General features: G+C 69.7%; 25 protein-coding genes. 3 read left to right on the top strand and 22 right to left on the bottom strand.

What is annotated here, in order from left to right; all coding sequences use genetic code 11:
* Window positions 1–148 precede the first annotated feature (148 nt).
* From Q9R22_RS10350 to dacB, 18 genes are all read right to left on the bottom strand, one after another.
* Window positions 149–490: an Lsr2 family protein gene (locus tag Q9R22_RS10350; RefSeq protein WP_131333408.1), complete on the bottom strand. Its 342-nt coding sequence runs from the start codon at window positions 488–490 to the stop codon at window positions 149–151.
* 218 nt (window positions 491–708) lie between these two features.
* Window positions 709–993, bottom strand: coding sequence for a hypothetical protein (locus Q9R22_RS10345; RefSeq protein ID WP_131333409.1), 285 nt, complete (start codon window positions 991–993; stop codon window positions 709–711).
* Between the two features lie 49 nt (window positions 994–1042).
* Window positions 1043–2491: a lysine--tRNA ligase gene (gene lysS, locus Q9R22_RS10340; RefSeq protein ID WP_396415671.1), complete on the bottom strand. Its 1449-nt coding sequence runs from the start codon at window positions 2489–2491 to the stop codon at window positions 1043–1045.
* A 108-nt stretch (window positions 2492–2599) separates the two neighbouring features.
* Window positions 2600–3442, bottom strand: coding sequence for a pantoate--beta-alanine ligase (panC, locus tag Q9R22_RS10335; RefSeq protein ID WP_131333411.1), 843 nt, complete (start codon window positions 3440–3442; stop codon window positions 2600–2602).
* On the bottom strand, window positions 3439–4431 hold the full coding sequence (locus Q9R22_RS10330) for a Rossmann-like and DUF2520 domain-containing protein (protein ID WP_131333412.1): 993 nt from the start codon (window positions 4429–4431) through the stop codon (window positions 3439–3441). The genes panC and Q9R22_RS10330 overlap by 4 nt, the downstream gene beginning before the upstream one ends.
* Window positions 4432–4482: 51 nt before the next feature.
* Complete coding sequence (locus tag Q9R22_RS10325) at window positions 4483–6318, bottom strand: PH domain-containing protein (protein WP_131333413.1); 1836 nt, start codon at window positions 6316–6318, stop codon at window positions 4483–4485.
* Window positions 6318–6833 carry a PH domain-containing protein gene (locus Q9R22_RS10320; RefSeq protein ID WP_131333414.1) on the bottom strand — a complete coding sequence of 172 codons (516 nt, stop codon included), beginning with the start codon at window positions 6831–6833 and terminating at the stop codon, window positions 6318–6320. Before Q9R22_RS10320 ends, Q9R22_RS10325 begins: the two co-directional genes overlap by 1 nt.
* Window positions 6817–7371 carry a DUF3180 domain-containing protein gene (locus Q9R22_RS10315; protein WP_131333415.1) on the bottom strand — a complete coding sequence of 185 codons (555 nt, stop codon included), beginning with the start codon at window positions 7369–7371 and terminating at the stop codon, window positions 6817–6819. Before Q9R22_RS10315 ends, Q9R22_RS10320 begins: the two co-directional genes overlap by 17 nt.
* Window positions 7359–7883, bottom strand: a complete 525-nt coding sequence (gene folK / locus Q9R22_RS10310; protein WP_098054258.1) for a 2-amino-4-hydroxy-6-hydroxymethyldihydropteridine diphosphokinase — start codon at window positions 7881–7883, stop codon at window positions 7359–7361. The genes Q9R22_RS10315 and folK overlap by 13 nt, the downstream gene beginning before the upstream one ends.
* Entirely contained in the window at window positions 7880–8296 is a 417-nt protein-coding gene (gene folB, locus Q9R22_RS10305) for a dihydroneopterin aldolase (RefSeq protein WP_206399690.1), read from the bottom strand. Before folB ends, folK begins: the two co-directional genes overlap by 4 nt.
* A 7-nt stretch (window positions 8297–8303) precedes the next feature.
* On the bottom strand, window positions 8304–9251 hold the full coding sequence (gene folP / locus Q9R22_RS10300) for a dihydropteroate synthase (protein ID WP_311254191.1): 948 nt from the start codon (window positions 9249–9251) through the stop codon (window positions 8304–8306).
* Window positions 9248–9904 carry a GTP cyclohydrolase I FolE gene (folE, locus tag Q9R22_RS10295; RefSeq protein ID WP_131333418.1) on the bottom strand — a complete coding sequence of 219 codons (657 nt, stop codon included), beginning with the start codon at window positions 9902–9904 and terminating at the stop codon, window positions 9248–9250. Before folE ends, folP begins: the two co-directional genes overlap by 4 nt.
* Complete coding sequence (gene ftsH / locus Q9R22_RS10290; protein WP_064847374.1) at window positions 9904–12024, bottom strand: ATP-dependent zinc metalloprotease FtsH; 2121 nt, start codon at window positions 12022–12024, stop codon at window positions 9904–9906. Before ftsH ends, folE begins: the two co-directional genes overlap by 1 nt.
* A gap of 230 nt (window positions 12025–12254) precedes the next feature.
* Window positions 12255–12806 (bottom strand): hypoxanthine phosphoribosyltransferase, encoded by a 552-nt coding sequence (hpt, locus tag Q9R22_RS10285; RefSeq protein WP_131333420.1) that lies wholly within the window; start codon window positions 12804–12806, stop codon window positions 12255–12257.
* A complete protein-coding gene (tilS, locus tag Q9R22_RS10280) occupies window positions 12803–14005 on the bottom strand; it encodes a tRNA lysidine(34) synthetase TilS (RefSeq protein ID WP_242670480.1) in 1203 nt (400 codons plus the stop codon). Before tilS ends, hpt begins: the two co-directional genes overlap by 4 nt.
* A 4-nt stretch (window positions 14006–14009) precedes the next feature.
* Complete coding sequence (locus Q9R22_RS10275) at window positions 14010–14471, bottom strand: hypothetical protein (RefSeq protein ID WP_064847371.1); 462 nt, start codon at window positions 14469–14471, stop codon at window positions 14010–14012.
* A 53-nt stretch (window positions 14472–14524) separates the two neighbouring features.
* Window positions 14525–15619: a zinc-dependent metalloprotease gene (locus Q9R22_RS10270; RefSeq protein WP_131333421.1), complete on the bottom strand. Its 1095-nt coding sequence runs from the start codon at window positions 15617–15619 to the stop codon at window positions 14525–14527.
* An 87-nt stretch (window positions 15620–15706) separates the two neighbouring features.
* Window positions 15707–17146, bottom strand: coding sequence for a D-alanyl-D-alanine carboxypeptidase/D-alanyl-D-alanine-endopeptidase (gene dacB / locus Q9R22_RS10265; RefSeq protein ID WP_131333422.1), 1440 nt, complete (start codon window positions 17144–17146; stop codon window positions 15707–15709).
* Window positions 17147–17365: 219 nt separating this feature from the next.
* On the opposite strand from dacB, the gene Q9R22_RS10260 reads away from it, so the two are divergent.
* The gene (locus tag Q9R22_RS10260; protein WP_035959224.1) at window positions 17366–17881 is read left to right on the top strand and encodes an inorganic diphosphatase; all 516 of its coding nucleotides are present in this window, start codon (window positions 17366–17368) and stop codon (window positions 17879–17881) included.
* Window positions 17882–18104: 223 nt separating this feature from the next.
* Complete coding sequence (locus Q9R22_RS10255) at window positions 18105–18899, top strand: hypothetical protein (protein WP_311254190.1); 795 nt, start codon at window positions 18105–18107, stop codon at window positions 18897–18899.
* A 120-nt stretch (window positions 18900–19019) separates the two neighbouring features.
* On the opposite strand, the gene Q9R22_RS10250 is transcribed toward Q9R22_RS10255, so the two are convergent.
* The 3 genes from Q9R22_RS10250 to serS form a co-directional block, all read right to left on the bottom strand.
* Window positions 19020–19631: a hypothetical protein gene (locus Q9R22_RS10250; protein ID WP_064847367.1), complete on the bottom strand. Its 612-nt coding sequence runs from the start codon at window positions 19629–19631 to the stop codon at window positions 19020–19022.
* A 73-nt stretch (window positions 19632–19704) separates the two neighbouring features.
* A complete protein-coding gene (locus Q9R22_RS10245; protein WP_131333423.1) occupies window positions 19705–20619 on the bottom strand; it encodes an HAD family hydrolase in 915 nt (304 codons plus the stop codon).
* Window positions 20620–20706: 87 nt separating this feature from the next.
* Entirely contained in the window at window positions 20707–22011 is a 1305-nt protein-coding gene (gene serS / locus Q9R22_RS10240) for a serine--tRNA ligase (RefSeq protein WP_131333424.1), read from the bottom strand.
* A gap of 126 nt (window positions 22012–22137) precedes the next feature.
* On the opposite strand from serS, the gene Q9R22_RS10235 reads away from it, so the two are divergent.
* Entirely contained in the window at window positions 22138–23079 is a 942-nt protein-coding gene (locus tag Q9R22_RS10235; protein WP_064847365.1) for a diacylglycerol kinase family protein, read from the top strand.
* 141 nt (window positions 23080–23220) lie between these two features.
* Here Q9R22_RS10235 and Q9R22_RS10230 read toward each other — a convergent pair whose 3' ends face one another.
* On the bottom strand, window positions 23221–24615 hold the full coding sequence (locus Q9R22_RS10230; protein ID WP_311254189.1) for a GntP family permease: 1395 nt from the start codon (window positions 24613–24615) through the stop codon (window positions 23221–23223).
* Window positions 24616–24619 lie beyond the last annotated feature (4 nt).

Here is a 24619-nt window from a genome sequence, read left to right as displayed (position 1 = left end):
ACTGGCGCACGGTATCCAGCCCTCAGCAAAATTCCCCCCGGGGGGCCTTTCGCAACTCCCCGTCCCGTGCTCCCCGGTACCGACGACAACGGCCGGAACACGCCTGTTGCGGCGTGTTCCGGCCGTGATGCCGGGGTGTGCTACGAACTCAGTCGTTGTGAGCGGCGTAGTACTTGTCCTGGATGTCCTGGTGGATACGGCCGCGGTCCGAGACCTGCAGGCCCTGCTCTTTGGCCCACGCGCGGATCTTGGGGGTCTCGGGGTTGCCCGAGCGGTTCGGGCGCGTGGTGGTGTTCTGGCTGCGCCCGCTCTTGGCGGACGCGCGGCGACCGGCCGCGACGTAGGGACGCAGGGCGTCGCGCAGCTTGGTGGCGTTGGCCGAGCTCAGGTCGATCTCGTACTGGCCGCCGTCCAGACCGAAACGCACGGTCTCATTGGCCTCGCCACCGTCGATATCGTCTTCAAGAATGATTTTCACGGTCTGAGCCATGCTCCAGCTCCTCCAAACGCCCTACGGGCTCGTCGATCAATTATTCGCGCTAGCAAATTCATGCTGTGGGGTGAAACACAGGAATTTGCCCCCCGTGTGATTCCGATCTCCATTCCTCATGGAAACTGTTCGGATTCACCCATGGGAACGTCCCCGGAATGAAATGCAGGGACCGCGGATTCACGGTCCTATCATGGCAGATATTCGAATAATTGTCATCACGGGCTATTGGGATCTTCCGGGGATTCACGAATAGGAATGCTGTTGCGTAAGCCCAGACCCCGTTGTTGCCGGGGCTTATCCTCCTGATATCCGAACGGGACTTTGTCCCCCTCGCGTTCGCGTACCGAGCGGTACCACTGCTCGGCGTCGTCGCGGGCCTGTGCCTGCGCACTGCGCTCGGTCCTGTCCCCGCGCAGCAACCAGCGCATCACGAGGTAGAAGACCACACCCACACCGAGTGAGGGTACGAAGACGGCCAGGTAATCCATGACGGTGATCATCCTCTCCAGGACTGGACGGCGGCTGGACGCGGTACTGCGCCGGGCCGGTTCACTCGGGCTTCATGAGTGGGAAGAGGATGGTGTCCCGGATGCCCAGGTTGGTGAACAGCATGATGAGCCGGTCCAGCCCCAGGCCGAGCCCGCCCATGGGCGGCGCGCCGTATTCGAGGGCCCGCAGGAAGTCCTCGTCCAACTGCATGGCCTCGTCGTCCCCCGCCGCGGCGAGCCGGGACTGCTCCGTGAGCCGGTCGCGCTGCACCACCGGGTCCACGAGCTCGGAGAACGCGGTGCCACGCTCCATCCCTCCGATGATCAGGTCCCACGCCTCGATCAACCCCGGCTTCTCGCGGTGGGGCCGGGCGAGCGGTTGTGCGGCCGGCGGGTAGTCGTACACGAACGTGGGTTGGATCAGGGTGGGCTCCACGATTTCCTCGAAGAGTTCCATGACGAGTTTCTGTGCGTCCCATGCAGGATTCACCTGAATATCGCGCTGAGCGGCGATCTTTCGCAGCTCCGTGACATCCGTGTCCGGGGTGACCTCCCGTCCCACGGCCTCGGACAGTCCCGGATACACGGAAACCCATGCCCACTCCCCGAACAAATCAATGCGGCCGTCCTCGGTGTCCACCCCGTCCACATCGAGCGCGCGGGCACATTCCTGGATGATCTCCTGGATCCGCTGCGCCATCACGAATTGATCGGCATAGGCCTCATACGCCTCGAGCGTGGTGAATTCCGGGCTGTGGGAGGAATCCACACCCTCGTTACGGAAGACCCGGCCGATCTCGAAAACCCTGTCGATACCGCCCACGACCGCACGCTTGAGATACAGCTCGGTGGCGATACGCAGCGTCATGTCCTGGTCGAACGCGTTGAGGTGCGTACCGAATGGGCGCGCCGCGGCCCCGCCGTGCACGAGCTGGAGCATGGGGGTCTCGATCTCCACGTACCCCTGTTCCTCCATGACACGGCGTACGGTGCGCGTGATCGTGGAGCGCGTGAGGACGACGTCGCGGGCCTCCTGGCGCACGATCAGGTCCAGGTAGCGCTGGCGCACCCGGGTTTCCTCGTTGAGTTCCTTATGCATGGTGGGCAGGGGGCGCAGGGCCTTGGAGGCCATGGTCCACGAGTCCGCCATCACGGACAGCTCCCCGCGCCGCGAGCTGATCACGCGACCGGTGATGGCCACGAAGTCGCCGAGGTCCACGAGGGCCTTCCACTGCGCGAGGGGTTCGTCCCCCACGTTGACCTTGGAGAGCATGGCCTGCAGCCGGGTACCGTCCCCCTCCTGGAGGGTCGCGAAGCACAGCTTGCCGGTGTTGCGCACGTGGACCACACGACCGGCCACGGTCACGACGTGCTCGGTCTCCTCCCCGGCTTCGAGCTGACCGAACTGCTCACGGACCGCGGCAAGGGTCGTGGTGCGGTGCACGTCCACGGGATAGGGCGCCATCCCGGCGACCTGCGCTGCCTGGCGCTTGGCGGCGCGCACGGCCATCTGATCGTTGAGCTCGTGGGCGCTCAGCTCCGGATCGGTGCTGGCGGTGTCTGCGGGAACGGTGGATTCGGGCTGCTCGGTCACAATGGACCAGGATACCGCCCGCGCTCAGATTCGCATGTTGTCGATCAGGCGGGTGGGGCCCACCCACGCCGCCACGAGCGCGAGGGTCCCGGGGCCGGGTTCCACGAGGGAAAGATCTCCCGGGTCCACGGTCACGAAGTAGTCCAGGCGCACCTCCGGCTCGGCGTCGATGGCGCTGCGCGCCCGCTCGAGCGTGAGCTCCCCTGCCGCGAGCGCGCGCAACGTCCGATGCAGCACGAGCGCGTGGCCCGCCTGCTCGGCGGAGAGGTACTGGTTGCGCGAGGACAGGGCGAGCCCCTGCTCCGAGCGCACGATGGGCACCGCACGGATCTCCACCGGGTGATCGAAATCACGCACCATCCGCTGCATGAGCAGCAGTTGCTGCGCGTCCTTCTCCCCGAAATAGGCCCGCAGTTCCGCGGCGGGGCCCGGTGCCGCGATCGTGAACAGCTTGTTGACCACGGTCAGGGCGCCGTCGAAGTGCCCGGGGCGCGTCGCCCCCTCCAGGATCGACCCTGCTCGCCCGGAGGTCACGGACACCACGGGCGTCCCGTCCGGGTACATCTGCTCGACCGACGGCGCGAAGACGAGGTCCACACCCACCTCGGCGAGCCGCGCAACGTCCCCGTCCAGGTCCCGCGGGTAGCTCTCGAAGTCCTCGCCGGGACCGAACTGCAGCGGGTTGACGAACACGGACACCACCGCGAGGTCGTTCTCCGCACGCGTGCGCTGCGCGATCCGCGCGTGCCCGTCGTGCAGGGCACCCATGGTGGGGAACAACCCCACAGTGCGGGCGCCGCGGGTCACGCGCGCCCCGATCTCCTCGCGCAACTGCGCCACGGTGGTGCACACCACGGGTCCCGTCACGGGTATTCCTCTCCGTCGAGCGCGGCAAGCACCGCGCGATAGGTCGTCTCGTCGATCCGGCCCGACGACGCCGCGCGGGCCGCGGTCTGCCGCGCCAGTGCGCGGTACCCCGCCAACAACTGTTCCCCGGCGTCCGCCTGGCGCGCTCCCCGCACGGAGGCGTCGGGTGCCGTGACGCGCTCGGGCGAGCGGGCGGCGTCGGCGGCGGAGACCCCATCTTGGGACAGCTCCCGTAGGGCGGCGACGTGGGCGGCCACCGTGGCGACGTCCCCGCGGGCCACGGGACCGGTCAGGGCATCCTCCCCGGAGGCCAGGGCGTTGTCCACCGTGGCTCGCGCGAGGGGGCCCAGGACGCGTTCCGGGTGGGTGACCCCGATCTGCCCGAGCACTTGCATGGACTCCCCGAGCAGGGTCATCACGTGATTGGAACCGTGGGCGAGCGCCGCGTGGTACAGGGGGCGATCCGCTTCCGCGATCACCACGGGCTCGGCGCCCATCTCCACCACGAGGGCTTGCGCGATGGGCAGGACGGGTGCCGCGGCGGTGACGCCGAAGCTGCAGTCCGCGAGCCGGTGCAGGTCCAGACTGAGCCCCGTGAAAGTCATGGCGGGGTGCACGGCCAGGCCAATCCCCCCGGCGCGGCGCACGGGTTCGAGCACATCCGTGCCGTAGCGCCCCGCGGTGTGCACCACGAGCTGACCGGGTTGCCAGGCGCCCGTGGCACCGAGCCCGCTCACCAGGCCTGGTAGTTGGTCGTCCGGGACCGCGAGCAGCACGAGTTCACTGCGTTCCACGATCATGGGGACGTCCAACACGGGTACGTCCGGCAACAGGGCGCCCGCGCGCTCCCGGCTCTGTTCGGAGGACGCGTGCACACCCACGACGGCGTGTCCCGCAGCCCGCAGCGCGGCGCCCAGCACCGCGCCCACCTTGCCGGCACTGATCACGCCCACGCCCAACCGGCCCGGGCGGTCACTGGGTTGTCTCACGGAAATTCTCCTCGACGGGGACGACGGCACGCACAGAGTAGCGCACGCGCCTCAGCTCCCCCGCGGGTCGGGCGTGCCTGCCAGCGCAGTGGCGTGCTGTTCGCGGCCCCGACCGTTGACGCGGTCGCGCGCCGCGCGGGCAAGGTCCGTGTGGCGTGCCTGCAGCTCGCGGACCTGTGCGGTGTCCAGGTGGTGCACGGACGTGGTCACCGACCCGGGGGTCACGTGCACCGCGAAACCACTCAGCCGCAACCGCCGGTCCACGGGACCCTGGGTCACGGCCACGGACTGCGTCTTGTGGTGCGGGATCACGCTCGCGTGCCGTGCGAGTCTGCCCCACCGCAGCACGAGCGCGGACGTGTTCAAGGCGAAGCCCGTGCGACGCCACGTGAGCGGATCCAACCAGCGGGCCCTCCGGGGGCTCGTGGTGAAGTTCTCCGAGTCGTCGATCCCCGTGAGTCCCTGGTCCACCAGCTCGGTGGGCGCGTGTTCGAGCGGCAGCACGAGGTCGAGGATCTCGTGCACGTTCTCGAGTGTGCCCACGGGCAACACCGTGGAACCGAGCCCCTCGCTGCCCTCGGAGCCGCCTTTACCCGCGGTGATCACCCGGACGTGGTGGCCGTCGAAACCGCGCCACATCAGGGGTTTACCGACCTCCAGGGCCTGCACCCTCCCCGTGGGAATCGTGGAGGAGCGCTCATTGAACAACCCGGATCGGGTGCGCACCCCGGAGGGGACCACGCTGAGCGTGAACCCCCAGCTCTTCTCGAGCCGCGAGTACACCGTAGAGACCACGCCGAGCAGCAGGGGGACGAAACTGGGGATCATGACCCGCATCACCTGGGCGTTCCAGAACGCGGCGATCACCGCCGCCACCGCCATGAGCAGCAGGATCACGGCAGGCGGGGAACATACGAGGCTCAGCAGCACCCGGCTCGTGGGCACCGTGAACACGCGCCGCAACTCGTCCTGTTCGCCCAACAGGCCGTACTTCCGGGCGGCCCGCACGTCCACGGTGTCGCGCCTGCCGCGCTCGCCCGTACCGGCCGCGGGGTCCCCCGGGTACGCGGGGTAGCGGTCGGTCGCGCCGGAGTCCACGGTGGGGACGACGGCGCTCGCCGCCGAACGGTCCCACGGCGCCACGCGCCCGGGGCGGGTGACCTGCGGATCCCGGTACCGGTCGGCAGCCGCCTCCCCCGTTGCTTGGCCGTCATGAGCAGCCGACGCCTCGTGGGCGTCCGGGGCGGGGTGCGGGATCGGCGCGTCCGACGCGTGGTGCGCGGCCACGAGCAGTTGTTGCCGCAGCTGGCGGGCGTGGTCGCGGCGAAGGTAGGACAGCTCGAGGACGCTGGACCCACCGTCTGCGACGTCGAACTTCAAGGACGCGAGACCCAGGATCCGGGGGACGAACTTGCGCTCGATGTCGATGCCCTGGACCCGGTCCAGGCGGGCCTGGCGGTGCGTGCGAAACAGCCACCCCGTGCGCAGGCGCACGTGTTCGTCCGTGATCTGGTAGCGGATGAACCACCACGAAAGTAGACCCAGACCGATGAGCAGGCCGAGCACACCGCACAGGATCGCGATCGCAAGACCCGCGCCCGCGAGCTGCACCGCCCCGCCCACGTCCATCTCGATGGGGTCCCCGTTGAGCACCGCCGTGACGAGGTCATCCAGGAACACGTTGCCGAAGCCCCACGCGAGGGCCACCACGAGTAGCCAGCTGCGCACGAAAGGCGTGAGCGGGTGCACCCGGTGCCACGCGCCGTCGGCGTCCGCCCCGGGGCGTGGACCCGTGCCAGTGCGCTGGGCGGGCCCGGGGAGCGGACCGGAGCCCGGGTCTGCCGGCGACCCCGGCTGCGCGTAGCGGTGGGACGGGTCCGGGCTCATCACAACCCCACCATGTGCTCTTCCCCGCGCTCCGTGAGCTGCTCACGCAACCGGCCCGCCTCCGCGCGGGGTAACCCGGGCAGCACGGCGTCCGTGGCCGCGGACGCGGTGTGGAGCGTGAGCGTGGCCAGCCCGAACGCGTTGAGCACCGGCCCGGTCTTGATGTCCACGTACTGCATCCGCCCGTACGGCACCACGGTCACGCTGCGGAAGAACAGGCCCTTGCGCAGCCACAGTTCGGTGGGTGCCTCCGCGTAGCCGATGGCCCGGACCCGGCGCGGGATCAGGGACAGGTTCACGAGACCCAGCCCGAGCACGATCCCGGACAGCATCCACATCCACCACTGCGGGCGGTCGCCCCAGGTCCCGAGCAGACCCAGGATCAAGGGGATCGAGAAGATCGCGGTCCACACGATGGTGGAGATGGCGGAGCTGATCAGGCGTACGGAAACGTACTGGGGCGCCACCTGGTGCCAGGTCAGTCCCGGAGGTGACAGTTCATCGGTGGCGGGCATATCCTCCCTCTCCTGGGGCGTACGGGTCCCGCCGTCCACCGTAGGGGGTTTCCTCCTCCGCGTCGGGGTCATCGGGTGGGAGCCGACACGATTTCTCCACGATCCAGCCCACGACCGCCAGCACGATCCCCGCCACGCCTTGGGCGATGCACAGCCACAACGGTTCCTGCGTGGAACGCACCCCGAGCAGGGTGAGCTGGTCCACGCCGATCCCGGCGTGCCACCCGGCGGTCAGCGCTCCGTAGTACGCGATTGCCTGCGCCGCCGCTGCCGTACCCACGGCCCACACGGGATCGTACGGTTTGCGCCGAGCCGGGTCGCGACGTCGCCCGGCACCGCGTTCGGGGTCCCGGTAGGCGCGCAACCGCAGCCCCAGGTACCCCACCACGAGCGCGGCCGCGAGTTCGGCGAGCAGACTGAGCCACGGCAGGATGAGCAGGCTCTGGTGTTGCCCGCTCACCACGTGATTGAGGCTCCACCCCACGGCCGCCGCGACCGCGGCGGCCGCCACGAGGGACAACACGTTCAGGTATCGCACGGGGACCCCACCTCCGGTCGCACGCGGTGCTCGGTCACGGTCAGATCCGCGAAGTCCGAGGCCTCACGGGCCAGCTCGCGGACGGGTCGGCCGTCGAGGTGGGCCCGCGGATCCATGAGGGCCCACGGTTCGAGCACGAACGCGCGTTCGTGGGCCCGCGGGTGCGGCAACTGCAAACGCGGATCGTCGCTGTGGACGTCCTCGAACCACACGACATCCAGGTCCAGGGTGCGCGGCCCCCAGCGCACGTCACGCGTGCGACCGTGCTCGGCCTCGATGCTCTGGCACACCGCGAGCACCTCGAACGGCGTGAGCCGGGTACGCAGTTCCACGACCGCGTTGAGGTAGTCCGGGGAGTCCTGCGGTCCACCCACCGCGCGGGTCTCCACGACCGGTGAGCTCGCCGTGACACTGATCCCGGGTGTCGCGTCCAGCGTCCGCACGGCCTGCCGCAGCACCGTCAACCGCTCCCCCAGGTTCGCCCCCAGGGCCACAACACACCGGGCCGTCATCCGTCCGCGCTCGCCTCGTAGTGTCCTCGGCGGCGGTGGATGCTCACGGCCACGTCCGAGAACGTCACGTCGATCGGCGCCTTGGGTTTGTGGACCGTGACCTCGAGCTCGGCCACCGCGGGGAAATTCTCCACGAGCGCCCGCGCGATCTCCTCCGCGAGTGCCTCGATCAACTGGAACCGGGTCCCGATGATGATCTCCCGCACCATTTCTGCGACTTCCCCGTAGTGCACGGTGCGGGTGAGGTCGTCGCTGGTCCCGGCCGGTCGCAGGTCCATGTAGAGCACGAGGTCCACGAAGAACGGCTGGCCGCTGCGGCGTTCCTTCTCGAACACGCCGTGGTAGCCCACCGCGCCCAGCCCGGTGAGGGTGATCCGATCGCGATGGTTCTTGTCAGGGGTGGGTGTGTTCATGGCGGGCTCAGTTTCCCATATCCCGGGGGTGCAGTACGGGCGGGGTGACGCCGCGCCACGCGTGAGCCGCGGCCACCGCGTCCACCGTGGTCGGGACGTCGTGAACGCGCACGGCCCAGGCTCCCCCGAACGCGGACAGTGCGCTGATGGCTGCCGTGGCCGTGTCCCGCTCATCCACGGGACGCGGCCCGTCCTGCGTGGCCAGCAGGGCGCCCACGAAGCGTTTACGGGACGCGGCGATCAGGACCTTGCCGAGACCGGTCAGCCGGGGCAGGGCGCGCAGCAGTTCCCAGTTCTGCTCCCCCACCTTGGCGAAGCCGAGCCCCGGGTCCACAATCAGGTGCTCCGGGCGGATCCCCGCGGCGAGGCAGCGCTCCCGCAGCTGCTCGAGCTCGGCGAGCACCTCGGTCACGGTGTCGTCGTAGTCCGCGAGGGACGTCATGGTCTGGGGGGTCCCGCGCGAATGCATGAGCACGTACGGCACGCCCCGGTCCCCGGCCAGCTCGATCATGCGGGGGTCCAGGTTCGTCCCGGAGACGTCGTTGATGATGTGCGCCCCGGCGTCCAGGGCGGCCTCGGCCGTGTCCGGGTGCAGGGTGTCCACGCTCACGACGACGCCGCGGTCGCTCAGTTCGCGGATCACGGCCAGCACGCGCCGCTGTTCCTCCCGCGGATCCACCCGTTCGGAGTCGGGCCGGGTGGACTCCCCGCCCACGTCCACGATGTCCGCGCCCTGTTCGGCAAGCAGCAGCCCGTGCGCCACCGCCGCGGCCTCGGTGTCGTGGCGACCGCCGTCACTGAACGAATCTGGGGTCACGTTGAGGATGCCCATCACGAGTGTGCGTCCGGTGGGCAGGGCGTCGAACGAACCCCAGCCAAGCGCGTGCCGAGCGAGCCCGGCATGGTGGGTCCGAACGCCGTCGGGCGAGCTCGCGGCGTCGTGCGGCGCGCTCATTGCGCGTGCCCCGCCTGGATCAGGTTCATGGCCTCGGCGCGGGTTGCCGGGTTACGCAGTTGACCGCGCACGGCCGACGTCACGGTCATGGCACCGGGTTTGCGAACCCCCCGCATGGACATGCACAGGTGCTCGCACTCGATCACCACGATCGCCCCGGCCGGGTGCAGGTGCTCGCTCAGGGCCTCAACAACCTGCGTGGTGAGCCGCTCCTGGACCTGGGGACGCTTGGCGTAGAGGTCCACGAGCCGCGCGAGCTTGGACAGGCCCGTGACCTTGCCTTCCGGACCCGGGATGTACCCCACGTGAGCGAGCCCGTGGAACGGCACCAGGTGGTGCTCGCACGTGGAGTAGAACGGGATGTCCCGCACGAGCACCATCTCGGAGTGGCCGATGTCGAAAGACGTGGCCAACAGGTCCGCGGGGTCCTGGTGCAGACCCGCGAAGACCTCGGCGTACGCGCGTGCCACCCGGGCCGGGGTGTCCCGCAGACCATCGCGGTCCGGGTCCTCCCCCACGGCCAACAGGATCTCGCGCACCGCGGCCGCGATCCGAGGTTGGTCGATCGTCGGATCGAGCTGGGGGGCATCGGCGTAGTCCGCGTAGGACCCCGACACCGGCTCGTGCGGATCGTCCTCGTGGGTGCCGTGCATCAGGGGTTCTCCCGCCGCACACCGCCCGGTTCCTGTCCGGACGGCCCGTCCGGGCCCGCGCCGGAGGCGTCGGCCCCCGGCTGTGGGTCCTGGTGCTCGGGCACCTCGAGCGGGTGTTCCGGCTTGGCGGCCACGGCCTGGTCCTGCGGTGCCATGGTGCTGGGGTCCTGGAGGTTCTTGCGGCGGGCCTCCTCCCGTTCGGCGGACGTGACCACCGGCGGGATGTCGGAGACCTCGCGCTCCTCCCCGGAAAGCCACACCGGGCGCAGGTCCCGCTTGGTGACGTCCCGGAAGATCTCCTGGATCTGGGCCTCGTTGAGGGTTTCCTTTTCGAGCAGCTCCAGGGCCAGGCGGTCCAGGACGGGACGGTTCTCGAGCAGGATCTGGTGTGCCTCGGTGTGGGCCTGGTCGAGCAGTGCCCGCACCTCGTCGTCCACGACGGCCAGCGTGTGGTCCGAGTACTCCTTGGAACCCGAGCCCATCTCGCGGCCCACGAACGGGTCCGAGTTGTCCCCGCCGATCTTGACCGAGCCGATCCGCGAGCTCATCCCGTACTGGGTGACCATCTTGCGCGCGGTGTCCGTGGCCTTCTGGATGTCGTTGGACGCACCCGTGGAGGGGTCGTGGAACACGATCTCCTCCGCCGCGCGACCGCCCATGGCGTAGGCCATCTGGTCCAACAGCTCGTTGCGGGTCGTGGAGTACTTGTCGTCCGAGGGCATCACCATGGTGTAGCCCAGCGCGCGGCCGCGCGGCAAGATCGTGATCTTGGTGACGGGGTCCGTGTTACGCAGTGCCGCGGCGACGAGCGCGTGGCCGCCCTCGTGGTACGCGGTGACCTTGCGCTCGAGTTCCTTCATCACGCGGGAACGCTTCTGCGGGCCGGCGATCACGCGGTCGATCGCCTCGTCCACCGCGCGGTCGTCGATCAGCTGCGCGTGGGAGCGGGCGGTCAACAGCGCGGCCTCGTTCATCACGTTCGCGAGTTCCGCACCCGTGAACCCTGGCGTGCGCTTGGCCACGGAGGCCAGGTCCACGTTGTTCGCGAGCGGCTTGTTCTGGGAGTGCACGCGCAGGATCTGCTCGCGGCCCTTCATGTCGGGGGCATCCACGCCGATCTGGCGGTCGAAACGGCCCGGGCGCAACAGCGCGGGGTCCAGGACGTCCGGGCGGTTGGTCGCGGCGATCAGGATCACGTTCGTGTTGGCGTCGAAGCCGTCCATCTCCACGAGCAACTGGTTCAGGGTCTGCTCGCGTTCGTCGTTGCCGCCGCCCATACCGGCACCGCGCTGGCGGCCCACGGCGTCGATCTCGTCCACGAACACGATGGCCGGGGCGTTCTCCTTGGCCTGCTGGAACAGGTCGCGCACGCGGGACGCACCCACGCCCACGAACATCTCCACGAAGTCGGAACCGGAGATTGAGTAGAACGGAACACCGGCCTCACCCGCCACGGCCTTGGCCAGCAGGGTCTTGCCGGTACCCGGAGGGCCGTAGAGCAGCACACCCTTGGGAACCTTGGCACCCACGGCGGTGAAGCGGTCGTGCTCCACCAGGAACTGCTTGATCTCGTCGAGCTCCTGGACGGCCTCGTCCGCGCCGGCCACATTCGCGAACGTGACCTCGGAGTTCTCCTTGTTGAACATCTTGGCCTTGGACCGGCCGAACTTCATGGCCTGCCCGCCGGTCTGCATGCGGGCGAAGATGAACCAGAAGATACCCAGGATGATCAGGAACGGGAGCAGGAAGCGTACGAGCGACAGGAACCAGTTGTTCTCCACGGGTTGGTCCGTGAAGCCGCTCAACTGGGCGTCGTTCATGGTCCGCACGACGTCTTCCGCGCGGGGCTGGACGTAGAAGAACTCCACGTCCTTACCGAGGTTCTGGCCGTCCCGGTTCAGATCGTCCCTGAGGCTGAGCTCCACCTTCTGCTCGCCGTCGTAGATCTTGGCCTCGTCGACCTTGTGGTCCCTGAGCAGTTCCAGACCCACGTTGGTGTCCACGCGGGACGAGGTGGGGCTGAACACGCTGGCGCCCACGGGAACCAGGACCACAATGGCCAGTAGGATCCAGAAGAGTGGACCCTTGAAGAAACTCGTGGGTTTTTTTGCCGTGGCCAAGCCGTTGATCCTCCCATGGACGTGACACGTTGCGTCACGGCCCGCTCGTGCACCTGTCTCCATGGGGCGGAGGGGTGGGGAACGGTGGCCGTGACGTGTATGGCACAATCTATCGCTTCGAATGGCGCTGCGACGCCGTGCGTGCGGTCCGTTCTTTCACAGCGCACACGATTGGGCCACGGTACACGCCTCTGCCCGACATTGGCTGGGCGTGAGGGTCCGTGCGCGACTCACTCGTAAACGTGCGGTGCGAGCGTGGCGATGCAGTCCAGGTTGCGGTACTGCTCCGCGAAGTCCAACCCGTACCCCACCACGAACTCGTTGGGGATGTCCCAGCCCACATAGCGCACGTCGATGTCCGTCTTGGCGGCGTCGGGCTTGCGCAGCAGCGTGCAGATCTCCACCGAGGCGGGTCCGCGCGACTCCAGGTTGGTGCGCAGCCAGGACAGCGTGAGGCCCGAGTCGATGACGTCCTCCACGATCAGCACGTCCTTGCCGTGCAGGTCCGTGTCCAGGTCCTTGAGGATGCGCACCACGCCCGAGGACTTGGTGCCCGAACCGTAGGAGGACACCGCCATCCAGTCCATGGGGTACTGCCCCTCGAGCTCGCGCATGAGGTCCGCCATGACCATCACCGCACCCTTGAGCACCCCCACGAGCAGCACGTCCCGCCCGTCGTAGTCGCGGTCGATCTGCTGGGCGAGTTCATGGACCTTCTGCGCGATCTGTTCCTTGGTGAACAGGACGTTGCTCAGGTCGTCGTGGACGTGTTCGGCCTTCACTGTGCACTCCCGGGGTCGTTCGTGGGTGGACTTGTCTCCAGCGGGCGAGGTCCGCGCTCACCGCGCAGCTCGAGGCACCCTCGCGCATGGGTCGCGTCCGAGCGGTGCCGCCACGCTGCCACCTTACCCGCCATCTGCACCGGCCCGGCCGCCCCGTACCCGAGCGCGAACTGCTCGAGCGCGCTCAACCGTTCGAACGTCGGCGTCTCCCCGCCCGCGAGGACACATGCCTTCGCGAGCATGCGTCGGCGCAGTGCCGCCGGGGTCCCCTGGAGGACGGCACCGTCCAGCACGACCGACGAGCCGGACGACGCCGCGGGCACCAGGGCGGCGTCGAACGCCAGGGACGCCTGTTCGTCCAGGTAGTCGGCATCGGCGCCGAGTACCGACGCCGTGCGGGCCAATGCCCTGCCCACCCCCGGCCCCAGCTGGGACTCGAGATAGGGCAGGACCTCGTGGCGCACGCGTGCGCGGGTCAGTGCAGTGTCCGCGTTGGTGGGATCGCGCCATGGCGACAGCCCCTCGGCCGCGCACACCGTCTCGGTCTCGGCGCGCGTGACGTTGAGGAACGGACGCAGGTACAGCACGTCGTCGACATGATGCCGCTCGGGCATCCCGGACAGCGAGCGCGTTCCCGAGCCCCGGGCGAGGCCCAGCAACACGGTCTCCGCCTGGTCGTCCCGTGTGTGTCCGAGCAGGACGGCGGCAGCGCCGGTTCGGCGCGCGACGTCGCTGAGGGCGCCGTAGCGGGCGAGGCGCGCGGCCATCTCGGGGCCGTGGTGCTCGCGCACCACCGTGACCCGCTCGACCGCGACGGGCTCGAGGCCGAGCTCCCGCACGGTGCGCGCCGCGTCACGGGCCACCTCGGCCGAGCCCTCCTGAAGTCCGTGGTCCACCACGACGGCGCCCACCCGCAGGCGGCCGCGCCGCGCGAGGTGCGCAGTCGCTGCGGCGAGCGCGAGGGAATCGGCGCCACCGCTGCATGCCACGAGCACGAGGGGCGGGCGGGGATCAGTGCCCGCCCCCGCGTGCTCGGTAGTTGTTTCCCGCGGGGTCGTCGAGGGGTCCGGACGCATCGGATCACGTGCGTCCGCTCCCCCGGCCGACGTCTCACGGGGTAGGTGGTCGACGGCGCGGGCCACCGCACGCCGGGCGCGGGCGACCACGGGATGGAGGCGACCGGCCCGTCCGTGCTGCACCCCGTCAGTCCTGGGCGGACCTGGCGCGCTGCGCCGTTTCCTCGGCCATCCCCAGGACCTTGCTCAGCACAGGGGTGGTGTCACCGAGCATGACCAGGGCGCGTTCCAGTTCCCCCACCGGAACCACCGAGGCGAGCGCGGACACGGCATCCGTGTCCGTGGTGATCCGCGTGCGGATCTGTGACGTGGACAGCACCGGTTGGGATGCCTCCACCCTGTTCAGGACGGCCTCCTGGTCCGAGGACCCTGCGCTGTCCTCGAGCATGACCAAGCGTTCGTAGACCGCAGGGTTACCGATCTTGATGCGTCTGCCGCTGATGAGTTGGGAGAGCATGGGCGCGGACAGGCCCAGGACCTGGGCCAGCCTGCGCTGCGTAATACCGTAGACCCCCACCACGGCGCCAAAACGCTCTGATAGCGGCTGACCGTACAGCCGGATCTGTTGATTGATGTTTTCAGAGCTCACACGGTCATCTTGGCACAGACAACCGGGGGAAAACCCGAGAGCACGTCCCGGACTCAGCCCAGGACGCGATCCATCCAGGCCTGCGGGTCGTGGATCTCCACCTCGGTGGGCAGGGTCTCGGGTGAGGTCCACACCGTGTTGAAGCGCTCCATGCCCGCACGCTCCACGATGTACTCCACGAACTTCTGGCCGTTGCTGTACTGGCGCATCTTGGCGTCCATGCCCAGCAGGGAACGAATGAACCGGTCCAGGGCGCCGTGGGTCGCGGAGCGGTCGTCGAAGCGGCGGCGGATGGTCTTCACGGAGGGCACGATGGAAGAGTCCACGGCGTCCATGACGGCGTTGGCGTGACCCTCGAGCAGGGACATCACCGCCGTCACGTGGGAGACCGTGTCACGTTCGGCGTCCGTGAGCAGATGGGTCATGGGACCCAGACCCGCGTCCGGGCGGCCGGCGGAGCGGCCCGTGATCGACGCCGCGGCGGCGCGCAGGCGATCCCACGCGGACGCGTCCAGCGAACCCAGGCGGGAGATCTGCTCGAGCATGTGATCGCGCAGCCACGGGGCCGCCGCGAACTGCACACGGTGGGTCTGTTCGTGCAGGCACACCCACAACCGGAAGTCCTCGGGGGCCACGTTGAGTTCGTGCTCGGTCCACAACACGTTGGGTGCCACGAACATGAGCCGGCCCCCGGGGTGGGAACGGGCCGCCTGTTCGGAGACGAGCCCGGCGTAGGGGTCGTACTGCCCCAGGACCTTGGCGGACAGGAAACCCACCAGGGCCCCCATCTCCGCGGCGATGGCCGTGGGCGCCACGCCCCGCAGGGCGGCGTCGAACGTGCCGGGGTCCTTGGCGTGCAACCGGTCGAAGACGGGCTGGACGAGCACGGAGAACGTCTGCGTGTTGGCCTTGGCCCAGCCCGCGCGATCCACCACGAGCACGGTGGAGTCCCGCAGGTTCTCCGCGGCGTTCAGACGCGTGATCGCGTGGACGTGGTGCACCGATTCATGTGCGAAGTAGCGCAGGGACTCCACGGCGCGGGACATCTCACGCGGCCCGGGCGTGGGGCCCGGCGGGGTCAGTTTGGCAGCGATCTGGGCGGCTGCGTCCCAGTCCACGAGCGAACGACGTGTCAGTTCTTGGCTCATGCGCTCACTCAATCACACCCGGGCGGTCACGCGAATGGGCGGAGGCTGGAAACTCCCGGGGCACGGCGCGTTCCGCGAGTGGTCGGCTCACGCAGATCTCGCGAGCGCGGCCACCGTGCGATCCACGGTGTCCTTGGCCCGGGTGGTGTCCCCGCTGACCCCGTTGAGCACCAGGGAGTACACGAGCACGCTGCCGTCGGCGCGTTGCACGTACCCGGACAGCGCCACGACGTCCAGCAGGGTCCCGGTCTTGGCCCGGGTGACACCGCGCGCCGCGGCCTCCGCCGGGTCGTCGAAGCGCTCCGAGAGCGTTCCCTGGGCTCCCGCCAGTGGCAGCCCCCGGCCGTACGGACCGTAGCGGGGATCCGTGACCAGGGTGTCCACCGCGCGGGCGAGTGTGGTGGCGCTGACCCTGTCCTGCTGCGCCATCCCGCTCGCGTCCGCGGCCCGCAGGCCCTCGGTGTCGATCCCGTGCTCGGCCAGGGCGGCCGGGATCAGCTCCTGCACACCCGTCACGCTGCCCTCACGTCCGGAGGCCACCGCGGCGACCCGCGCGAGGCTCTCGGCGAGGGAATTGTCCGAGTGCGCGAGCATATAGGCACTCTGTTCGGACACGGGCGCGGATGCCACGCGCGCGAGCCCCACGGCGTCCTCCGGGGCACTCGCGGCACCTCCCACTGTGACGCTCGCCCCGGCGCCCAGGCGCTGTTCGAGCTGGCGCGCGAATTCTCGCGCGACCGCGGCCGCGGGGTCCTGGGGCCGTTCGCCGCGGGAGCCCGGGTCCGCGCCGTCCGCGGTGGGCACCCGGTGGGAATACAGGGCCACGGGCGCCACACGGGTGATCTCCCCGGCGGCGATGTCCTCCCCCTCCCACGCGGGGTTCAGCTCCGGTCCGGCGAACAGGTCCGTGTCCAGTTCCACGGTCCACTGCCCGGAGGCCGCGGCATCGGGATCGTCCTGTCGCAGGGCCTGCGCGGTGCGTTCCGCGAGCGTCCCCAGTCCCGCATGACCGTTGACCGCATCCGCCCGCCCCTCGCCCGGAGCGAGCAGGGTGTCGCCACCGGCCACCAGGACGAGTTTCCGCGGCTGATCCCCCCGGACCACGGTGGTCTCCAGTCGTTCGTACGGGTCCACGGTCGCGGCCAGCGCCAGGGCGGTCAGCACCTTCTGGTTCGACGCCGGCACCATGGGCCGCTCCGGCGACCGCCCCGCGACCACGGTGTCCTCCCCCGCCACCACCACGGCGGCTGCCACGGTTCCCGGGGCCCCGGTCAGACCCGTGTCCAGGGCCTCCGCCACGCCCTCGGCATCCACCGTCCCGGACGCTGCCGCCAGACCGGCCACAGCGGGATCGGACGACGCCGCGGCGTCGTCCGCGTCCTGCGCGTGCTGCCATGCCGGCCGTAGCTCCGCGACGACCGCGGGCACGGCGAATGTTGCCGCGACGAGCACCGCGAGCGCGAGCAGTGCACACGCGAGGGGCCAGGAGCGGCGACGCGCGGAGGTACTCGGTGGGGGTGCGGGCATGGCCCTCATTCTCCCGTACCCGCCCGACACGGACAACGCACCGAGCGCCGTCGTACGCCGAACACCGGACCGCTACGGGCGGGCGCTGCCCTACGGCGCGGCCACGGCCGGTATCGTGGGAGCATCCGATCGAACGCGCGGCGGCTCGGCGCTGTCCCGCGCGGTACCCGGGTGCGCGAACCGCCCGGCACACAGCACTACGACCCGAGGAGTTTCACCATGGAGCTTGACGTCACCATCGAGATCCCGCGGTATTCCCGCGTGAAGTACGAGATCGACCACGAGACCGGTCGACTCCGCCTGGACCGCGTACTCTTCACCTCCATGCAGTACCCCACGCACTACGGCTACTTCGAGAACACCCTGGGCGAGGACGGCGACCCGCTGGACGCCATGGTCATCCTGGACGTGGACGTGGTCCCCGGTGTGATCGTGGAGGCCCGGCCCATCGCCGTGTTCAACATGACGGACGAGGCCGGCGGGGACGCCAAGATCCTGTGCGTGTCCACGGACAAGCGCTACGACGAGATCCAGGGTCTCGAGGACGTCAACGAGTTCAAGCAGAAGGAGATCCAGCACTTCTTCGAGCGCTACAAGGACCTGGAGCCCAACAAGTGGGTCAAGGGCGAGGGCTGGGACGGCAAGGAGGCCGCGGAGCGGCTCATCGTGGAGGCCCAGCAGCGCTTCGAGCAGTCCCACTACGACAGCGCCGCGGAGGCCGAGCAGGACGACTGAGTCCGCCCCCTCCACCCGGGGTCCCCGTGGTCGGTGTGCGCACCGAGCACGGGGACCTCACCCGTGCACACCGGCTCGGTGACGGTCACGCCCGGTGACTCCGCATCCCGCGCCCCTCGGAACCGCGGGCGCTTATGCCTGTCGGCGGGCCGTGGTGGGATGATCCTGCGGGACGCGGCCGCGAGAACCCGGTGGTCCCCTGCGCTTCGGAAAGGTGGTACCCGTGTTCGATCCGCACGCACGTGAACACGGGCACGTCTACGTCTTCCACGGCACCGAGTCCACGCAGGTCCTGGGCCCCGAGCACCTCATGGGTCATGTGCGCACGCTGCTGTCGGCGGCCGGAACCGATCCGGCGCCCGAGCCGTCCCTGCACCCGGACATCGTCCCGCGCCCCTACACCTCGGAATCCCATCAGGATCCCGGTGACCCGGCACCCGAACACTGGATGCACGTGCGTAGCACGGTCACGGAAGTCTCCGTGGACCTCGGGGCGGACGCCTTCTGGGACCGGGTGGACAAGGGCAGTTGGGCCACGTGGCAGGACCGCTGGCCCGATCCCCCGGGGGGACCGTTGTTCCCGCCCAGCGCACCGGACTGGCTCGTGCGCGCCCCGCGATGGGAACTCGATCCCCTGGCTCCGGCACTCGGCCCCGCGGCGTCGGGCGGGTGGGTACGCAGTCCCGCGCGGGCGTGGGGTTCCGGGGAGCCCGCGGTCCCCCGCGACCCCTCTGACCGGCCCGGTGATCCCGCCCGCCCGGAGCCCGGAGGCACCGGCGTGGGGCTGTTCCAGCTCACGGACCTCGAGTCCTTCTGGGTCTTCGCCCCCGCGGCGGACGTCGCGGACATCATGGCGCGCTGCGAAGCGCTTGTCACCGACCACCCCGCCTTCACGTGGCTCACCGGGTACTTCGACGCCCGGGACATCGCCGGGTCACTGCGGCTGCCGTCCCCGTGCCTGCCCATCCTGGAAGCGGACCTCGCGAGCGCGGGTTATGCCGTGGACACGTGGTGGTGACGCCGCAGCCACCCGCTCACGCGAGCGGGCATTGACGTGTTCGACCGTTGACCCGGCCGCCGTTCCCCGACCGGGCACCGCCTCGGACGCCCATAGCGCGGGTACCCATTGGCCCAGGGCTCACTCGCACAGGCGCAACAGCGTCGCGGCCGCCGGACGGGCCTGCCACTCCTCGTTCCACAGGGAGCGCACCACGGCCTTGGACACCGCTTGGGGTGTGATCCCGAGCTGCTGGGCCACGGTCTTCTGCTGACCTCTGGCTCCGGGGACCAGCAGGTCCACCACGCGCCACTCGGCCTCGCTGCGCTCGCTCACGATCCGGCCCACGAGCTTGAGCACCGCCTGGGCCTGCTCCGCGGCCGTCGCGTCCACCGCGCTGACCCGCACGGCCGCCCGCTCGGTGTCACGGCCCGGTTGCGCAGCGAGGTGACCGTGGTTCATGCCCGGCCCCTCGGCGGTCACGGCCACGCGGCCGTCCTCGTGGTCCACGCGCGTGAGGAACACGTCCCCCACGCCGATGCCCACCGCATAGCGGTCCTCGCGCACGGCGATCATGGCCGCCGCGACCGCGGCGTGGGCGTCCTCGGTCAGACCGCGCACCTCACCCGGCGCCATGGGCTGGAACGGGGCGCGCGCGGGCACGTCACGCAGGCGCCGACACAGTTCGTGGTCCATGGCGGGGTCGGGGCGGGACGCGTCCGCCACACGCTGGGTCAGGGTCAGGACGAACACGGTTCCAGTATCGCAGTTCCGCACCGGGCAACCCGGCCACGACGCCGCGCATTTCCCGAACCGGACGTCCCGCTCAGAGCAGCGTGTGCAGGATGGCCGCGGCGCCGTCGTCGTACACGCTGCCGGTGACCTCGCGGGCGACCTGCTCGACCTCGTCCGGGGCCTGACCCATGGCCACACCGCGCGCGGCCCATTGCAGCATCTCGATGTCGTTACGCCCGTCCCCCATGGCCACGGTGTGCGCGGGGTCCACGTCCAGCTGCTTGCGGATCTGCTCCAAAGCGCTGGCCTTGGAGACGCCGTTCGCGGCGACGTCGAGCCACGAGGACCAGCCCACGGAGTAGGCGACGCCGTGCAGACCGGCCTGCTCGATGGCCTGAGCGAAGTCCCCGGGGGCGTCCGTGGCGCTGTAGACCACGAGCCGCACCGCGGGCATCTCGGAGAGCTCCTGAAGGTCCACGCCCACGGCCTCGATCCCGAAGGACGAGTCCTGGAAGCGTTCGGTCGAGTAGAACTGCCCATCCACGCCCTCGAGGGCGAACTTGGCGGTGGGCAACTTGCTGGACAGCGCCCGCAGCGCGTTGGAGGGGTCGAAGCTCACGCGGTCGGTGATCTCGTAGCGCTGCTCGAGCTGCGGGTCCAATCGCAGGGTCACGCCCCCGTTGGAGCACACCGCGAACCCGGAGTGGATGTGGCCCTGGCGGATCACGGGCAGCGTGGCGCCTTTGGAGCGGCCCGTGGCGATCACCACGTGGTGGCCGGCGCCCACGACGGCGCGCAGGGTGTCCTTCACGCCGCGGGACATGTGGCCGTCGTGGTCCACGAGGGTCCCGTCCACGTCCAGCGCCACGAGGTACCGGACGCCCTCTTCCCTGGTCCAGGAACTCGAACGGGGGGTCTGCATTTTCATGGGCGCGAACGCCGCTGCAGCACTCTGTGCCTTCTCCTCGGTGTGCCGGTCATCGATGCCGGCCTGGATATCAGTCATGACAGTCATGGTGTCACATCACCATCGATGCATGTCTTGCGATGGACCGCCCGGTGACGGGAGCGTGAAGTTCCCGGGCGATGTGCGTCACCCGACTGGGCGCAGGACCTCCTGGCCGCGCAGGTACGGGCGCAAGATCTCGGGGACGACCACGGAGCCGTCCTGTTGCTGATGAGTCTCGAGGATCGCCACGAGCCAGCGGGTCGTGGCGAGCGTCCCGTTGAGCGTGGCCACCGCGCGGGTCCCGCCCTTCTTGGTCCTGCCCTGGGCGTCCGTGGTCTCAGGCAGGCGTTCCCGGATGTTGAGCCGGCGCGCCTGGTACGTGGTGCAGTTGGATGTGGAGGTCAGCTCACGGTACTTGCCCTGGGTGGGGATCCACGCCTCGCAGTCGAACTTGCGGGCCGCGGAGGTCCCGAGGTCCCCGGCCGCGGTGTCGATCACGCGGTAGCTCAGCCCACACGCCCGCAACATCTGCTCCTCCCACGCGAGCAACCGCTCATGCTCGGCGGCGGCGTCCTCGGGGTGGCAGTAGACGAACATCTCGAGTTTGTTGAACTGGTGCACGCGGATGATCCCGCGGGTGTCCTTGCCCGCGGAACCGGCCTCGCGGCGGTAGCACGAGGACCAGCCGGCGTAGCGCAGCGGCCCGTCGCTGAGGTCCAGGATCTCGTCCGCGTGGTAGCCCGCGAGCGCGACCTCGGACGTGCCCACGAGGTAGAGGTCGTCCTTGCCCACGCGGTAGATCTCGTCGTCGTGCTCCACGTCGAATCCCGTGCCGTTCATGATGGCCGGGCGCACCAGGTTGGGCGTGGACATGGGGATGAACCCGTTGTCCAGGGCGAGGTCTTGGGCCGCGAGCAACAGGGCCGTCTCGAGGCGGGCGACGTCCCGTTTGAGAAAGTAGAAGCGCGAGCCGGAGACCTTGGCCCCGCGTTCCATGTCGATCCCGTCCAGCGACTCCCCCAGCTCCAGGTGGTCCCGGGGTTCGAAGCCCTCGGCCTCGAAGTCGCGCGGGGTGCCCTCGGTGCGCAACAGGACGAAGTCGTCCTCGCCGCCGGATGGGATGCCCTCCACGATCAGGTTGGGGAACTGGGCCACGAGCTCCTGCTGGGTGAGCTGGGCGGCGTCTGCTTCTGCCTGGGCGGCCTTGACGTCTGCGGCGAGCTGCTTGACCTGGGCGAGCAACTGTTGCTTCTCCTCACCCTGGGCCTTGGCCACCTTCTTGCCGAACGCGTTCTGCTCCGCGCGCAGGGACTCGAAGTCGGTGATCGCCCCGCGCCGCCGGGAGTCCGCCTCCAGGATGCGGTCCACCAGTCCCGCGTCCGCCCCCCGGGCGGTCTGGGAAGCACGGTAGGTCTCAGGGTCGGCGCGCAGGTCGTTGATGTCGATCACCCGTCCAGGGTATCCAACGAAACGCACGGGTGCGCGATCCGACGTGGAGGCGGCGCCCGGCCCGCGCGCCAGTAGACTGGCCGCGTCCGACAGCCGCCTTTCGAACGATCCAGGAAGGGGACTCCGGTGCCGCAGCACACAGTGGAACCCCAGCGAGTGGCCGTGGTGATCAACCCCATCAAGGCCCAGGCAGACGCAGCACGGGACGCGGTGATCATCGCGTGCCGCAAGGGTGGTTGGGCGGATCCCGTCTTCTACGAGACAGAAGTGGACGATCCCGGGTTCTCCATGGCCCGCGGCGCCGTCGAGGAGGGCGCGGACGTCGTGCTCGCCGCGGGCGGTGACGGCACCATCCGTGCCGTGGGCGAGTCGCTGGCCGGCGGGGGCATCCCGCTGGGGCTCGTGCCGCTGGGCACCGGCAACCTGCTGGCGCGCAACCTCAAGGCGGACCTCGCGGACCCGCACCACTCCGTGGACGTGGCGCTGTTCGGGTCCCAGAAGGCCATCGACACCGTGGCCGTGCACCTCGAGACGGACGACGACCGCACCGAGGACCACCGCTTCCTGGTCATGGGCGGCGCGGGTTTCGACGCCCAGATCATGGCCGACACCAAGGACGACCTCAAGGACCTCGTGGGGTGGGCCGCCTACGGCGAAGCCGGCTTCCGGCACCTGTTCAACCGGCCCCGCTGGGCGCGCTACAGCATCGACGACGGCCCCTGGGAGTCCAAGCTCGTACGCTCCGTGATGGTGTGCAACTGCGGCGAACTCACCGCCGGGTTGATCCTGGTGCCGGAGGCCAAGATCGACGACGGCGTGCTGGACCTCGTGGTGATGACCCCGCGCTCGCTCGTGGGCTGGCTGGGCATGGTTGCCAAGGTCGCGTTCCGCCACCGCCACGAGCTGCCCGTGATCGACTACCGCAGCGGCAAGAAGGTCCGGGTGGAGTTCCACGAACCCATCGAGTACCAGGTGGACGGCGATCCCCTGGGGCGGATCAAGGCGTTCGAGACCACCATGCACCACAAGTCCCTGCAGGTCCGCGTGCCACCGACCCAGGCCGACTGATCCGCACGCGAACGGCCCGGTCCCTCCTCTCGGAGGGACCGGGCCGTTCGTTCATGCGGGCCTCAGGGCCGACGACGCCGCGCGGGCATCATGTGCCGCACGGGCGCCACGCGCCGCACAGGCGCCACGCACCGCGCCGGCTCAGACCGCGCCTGCGAGTCCGAAGATCGCCGCGGCGATCGCGAAGCCCAGCACACCAATGATGGTCTCGAGCACCGTCCAGGTCTTGAACGTGGTGCGCACATCCATCTCCAGGAACCGGCCCACGAGCCAGAACCCGGAGTCGTTGACGTGGGAGAGCACCACGGAACCGGCGGCCACGGCCACGACCATGGCCGCGAGCTGCACCACGTTGTAGTCGGCGGCCAGCACCGCCGGGGCGATCAGACCCGCGGCCGTGGTCAGCGCGACCGTGGCGGAACCCTGCGCCACGCGCATGACCGCGGCGATCAGGAAGCCCGCGATGATCAGGGGGATGCCCAGGTCCGCGAGCACGTCCTCGAGGGCGTTGCCGATCCCGGAGGTGCGCAGCACACCGCCGAACATGCCGCCGGCGCCGGTGATCAGGATGACCGAGCACACGGGGCCCAGGGCGGACTCGAACGTCTTCTCGATCGCGGAACCGCTCACCCCGCGGGCCTTGCCGATGGTCAGCGCGGCGATGATGAGCGTGAGCGTCAGGGCGATGGGCGTCTCACCGATCGCGCGCAGCAGCTCGAACCACGCCTGGGACGAGGTCTCCTCGGAGACCGCTCCGGACTTGGCGAGCGTGCCCAGGCCGGTGTTGAGGAAGATCAGCAGCATGGGCAGCAGCAGCATGGCCACCACGATGCCCACCGCAGGGGGGTTGCGGACGTCCTCGGCCTGGCCCAGGATCGCGGGGACCGGGAGCTTGATCCGGCGCCCCGAGAACTTGCCGAACAGGTAGGAGGAGACGTACCACGTGGGGATCGCGCAGATCAGGCCCACCAGGATGATGTAGCCCACGTTCGCCTCGAAGAACGTGGCGGCGGTGACCGGACCCGGGTGGGGCGGCAGGAACACGTGCATCACGGAGAACGCGCCCACGGCGGGCAGCGCGTACGTGAGCACGCTGCCGCCCAGTCGGCGTGCGACCGAGAAGACCACGGGCAGCATGACCACCAGACCGGCGTCGAAGAAGATGGGGAAGCCGAACAGTAGGGAGGCCACACCCAGGGCCAGCGGCGCGCGCTTCTCCCCGAACGCGCGGATGAGCCGGTCCGCGAGCACCTGGGCGCCGCCCGAGGTCTCGAGCAAGCGGCCCAGCATGGCTCCCAGCCCCACGAGCAGCGCCACGCTGGCGAGCGTGTTACCGAAGCCGTAGAGCAGGACGGGCACCACCTGGGAGGTGGGGATGCCCGTGGCGAACGCCGTGAGCGCCGAGATGATGATCAGCGCGAGGAAGGCGTGCACGCGGAATGTGATGATCAGCACCAACAACACCGCGATGGCCGCCGCGGCGATCAGCAGCAACGGCCCGGCTGTCAGTGTCTGACTCCAACCCTCGATCTCCATGGAC

Source organism: Kocuria sp. PD6 (genome assembly GCF_031844145.1).
Taxonomy (GTDB): Bacteria; Actinomycetota; Actinomycetes; order Actinomycetales; family Micrococcaceae; genus Kocuria; species Kocuria marina.
This window is presented reverse-complemented; position numbering and strand designations above follow the sequence as displayed.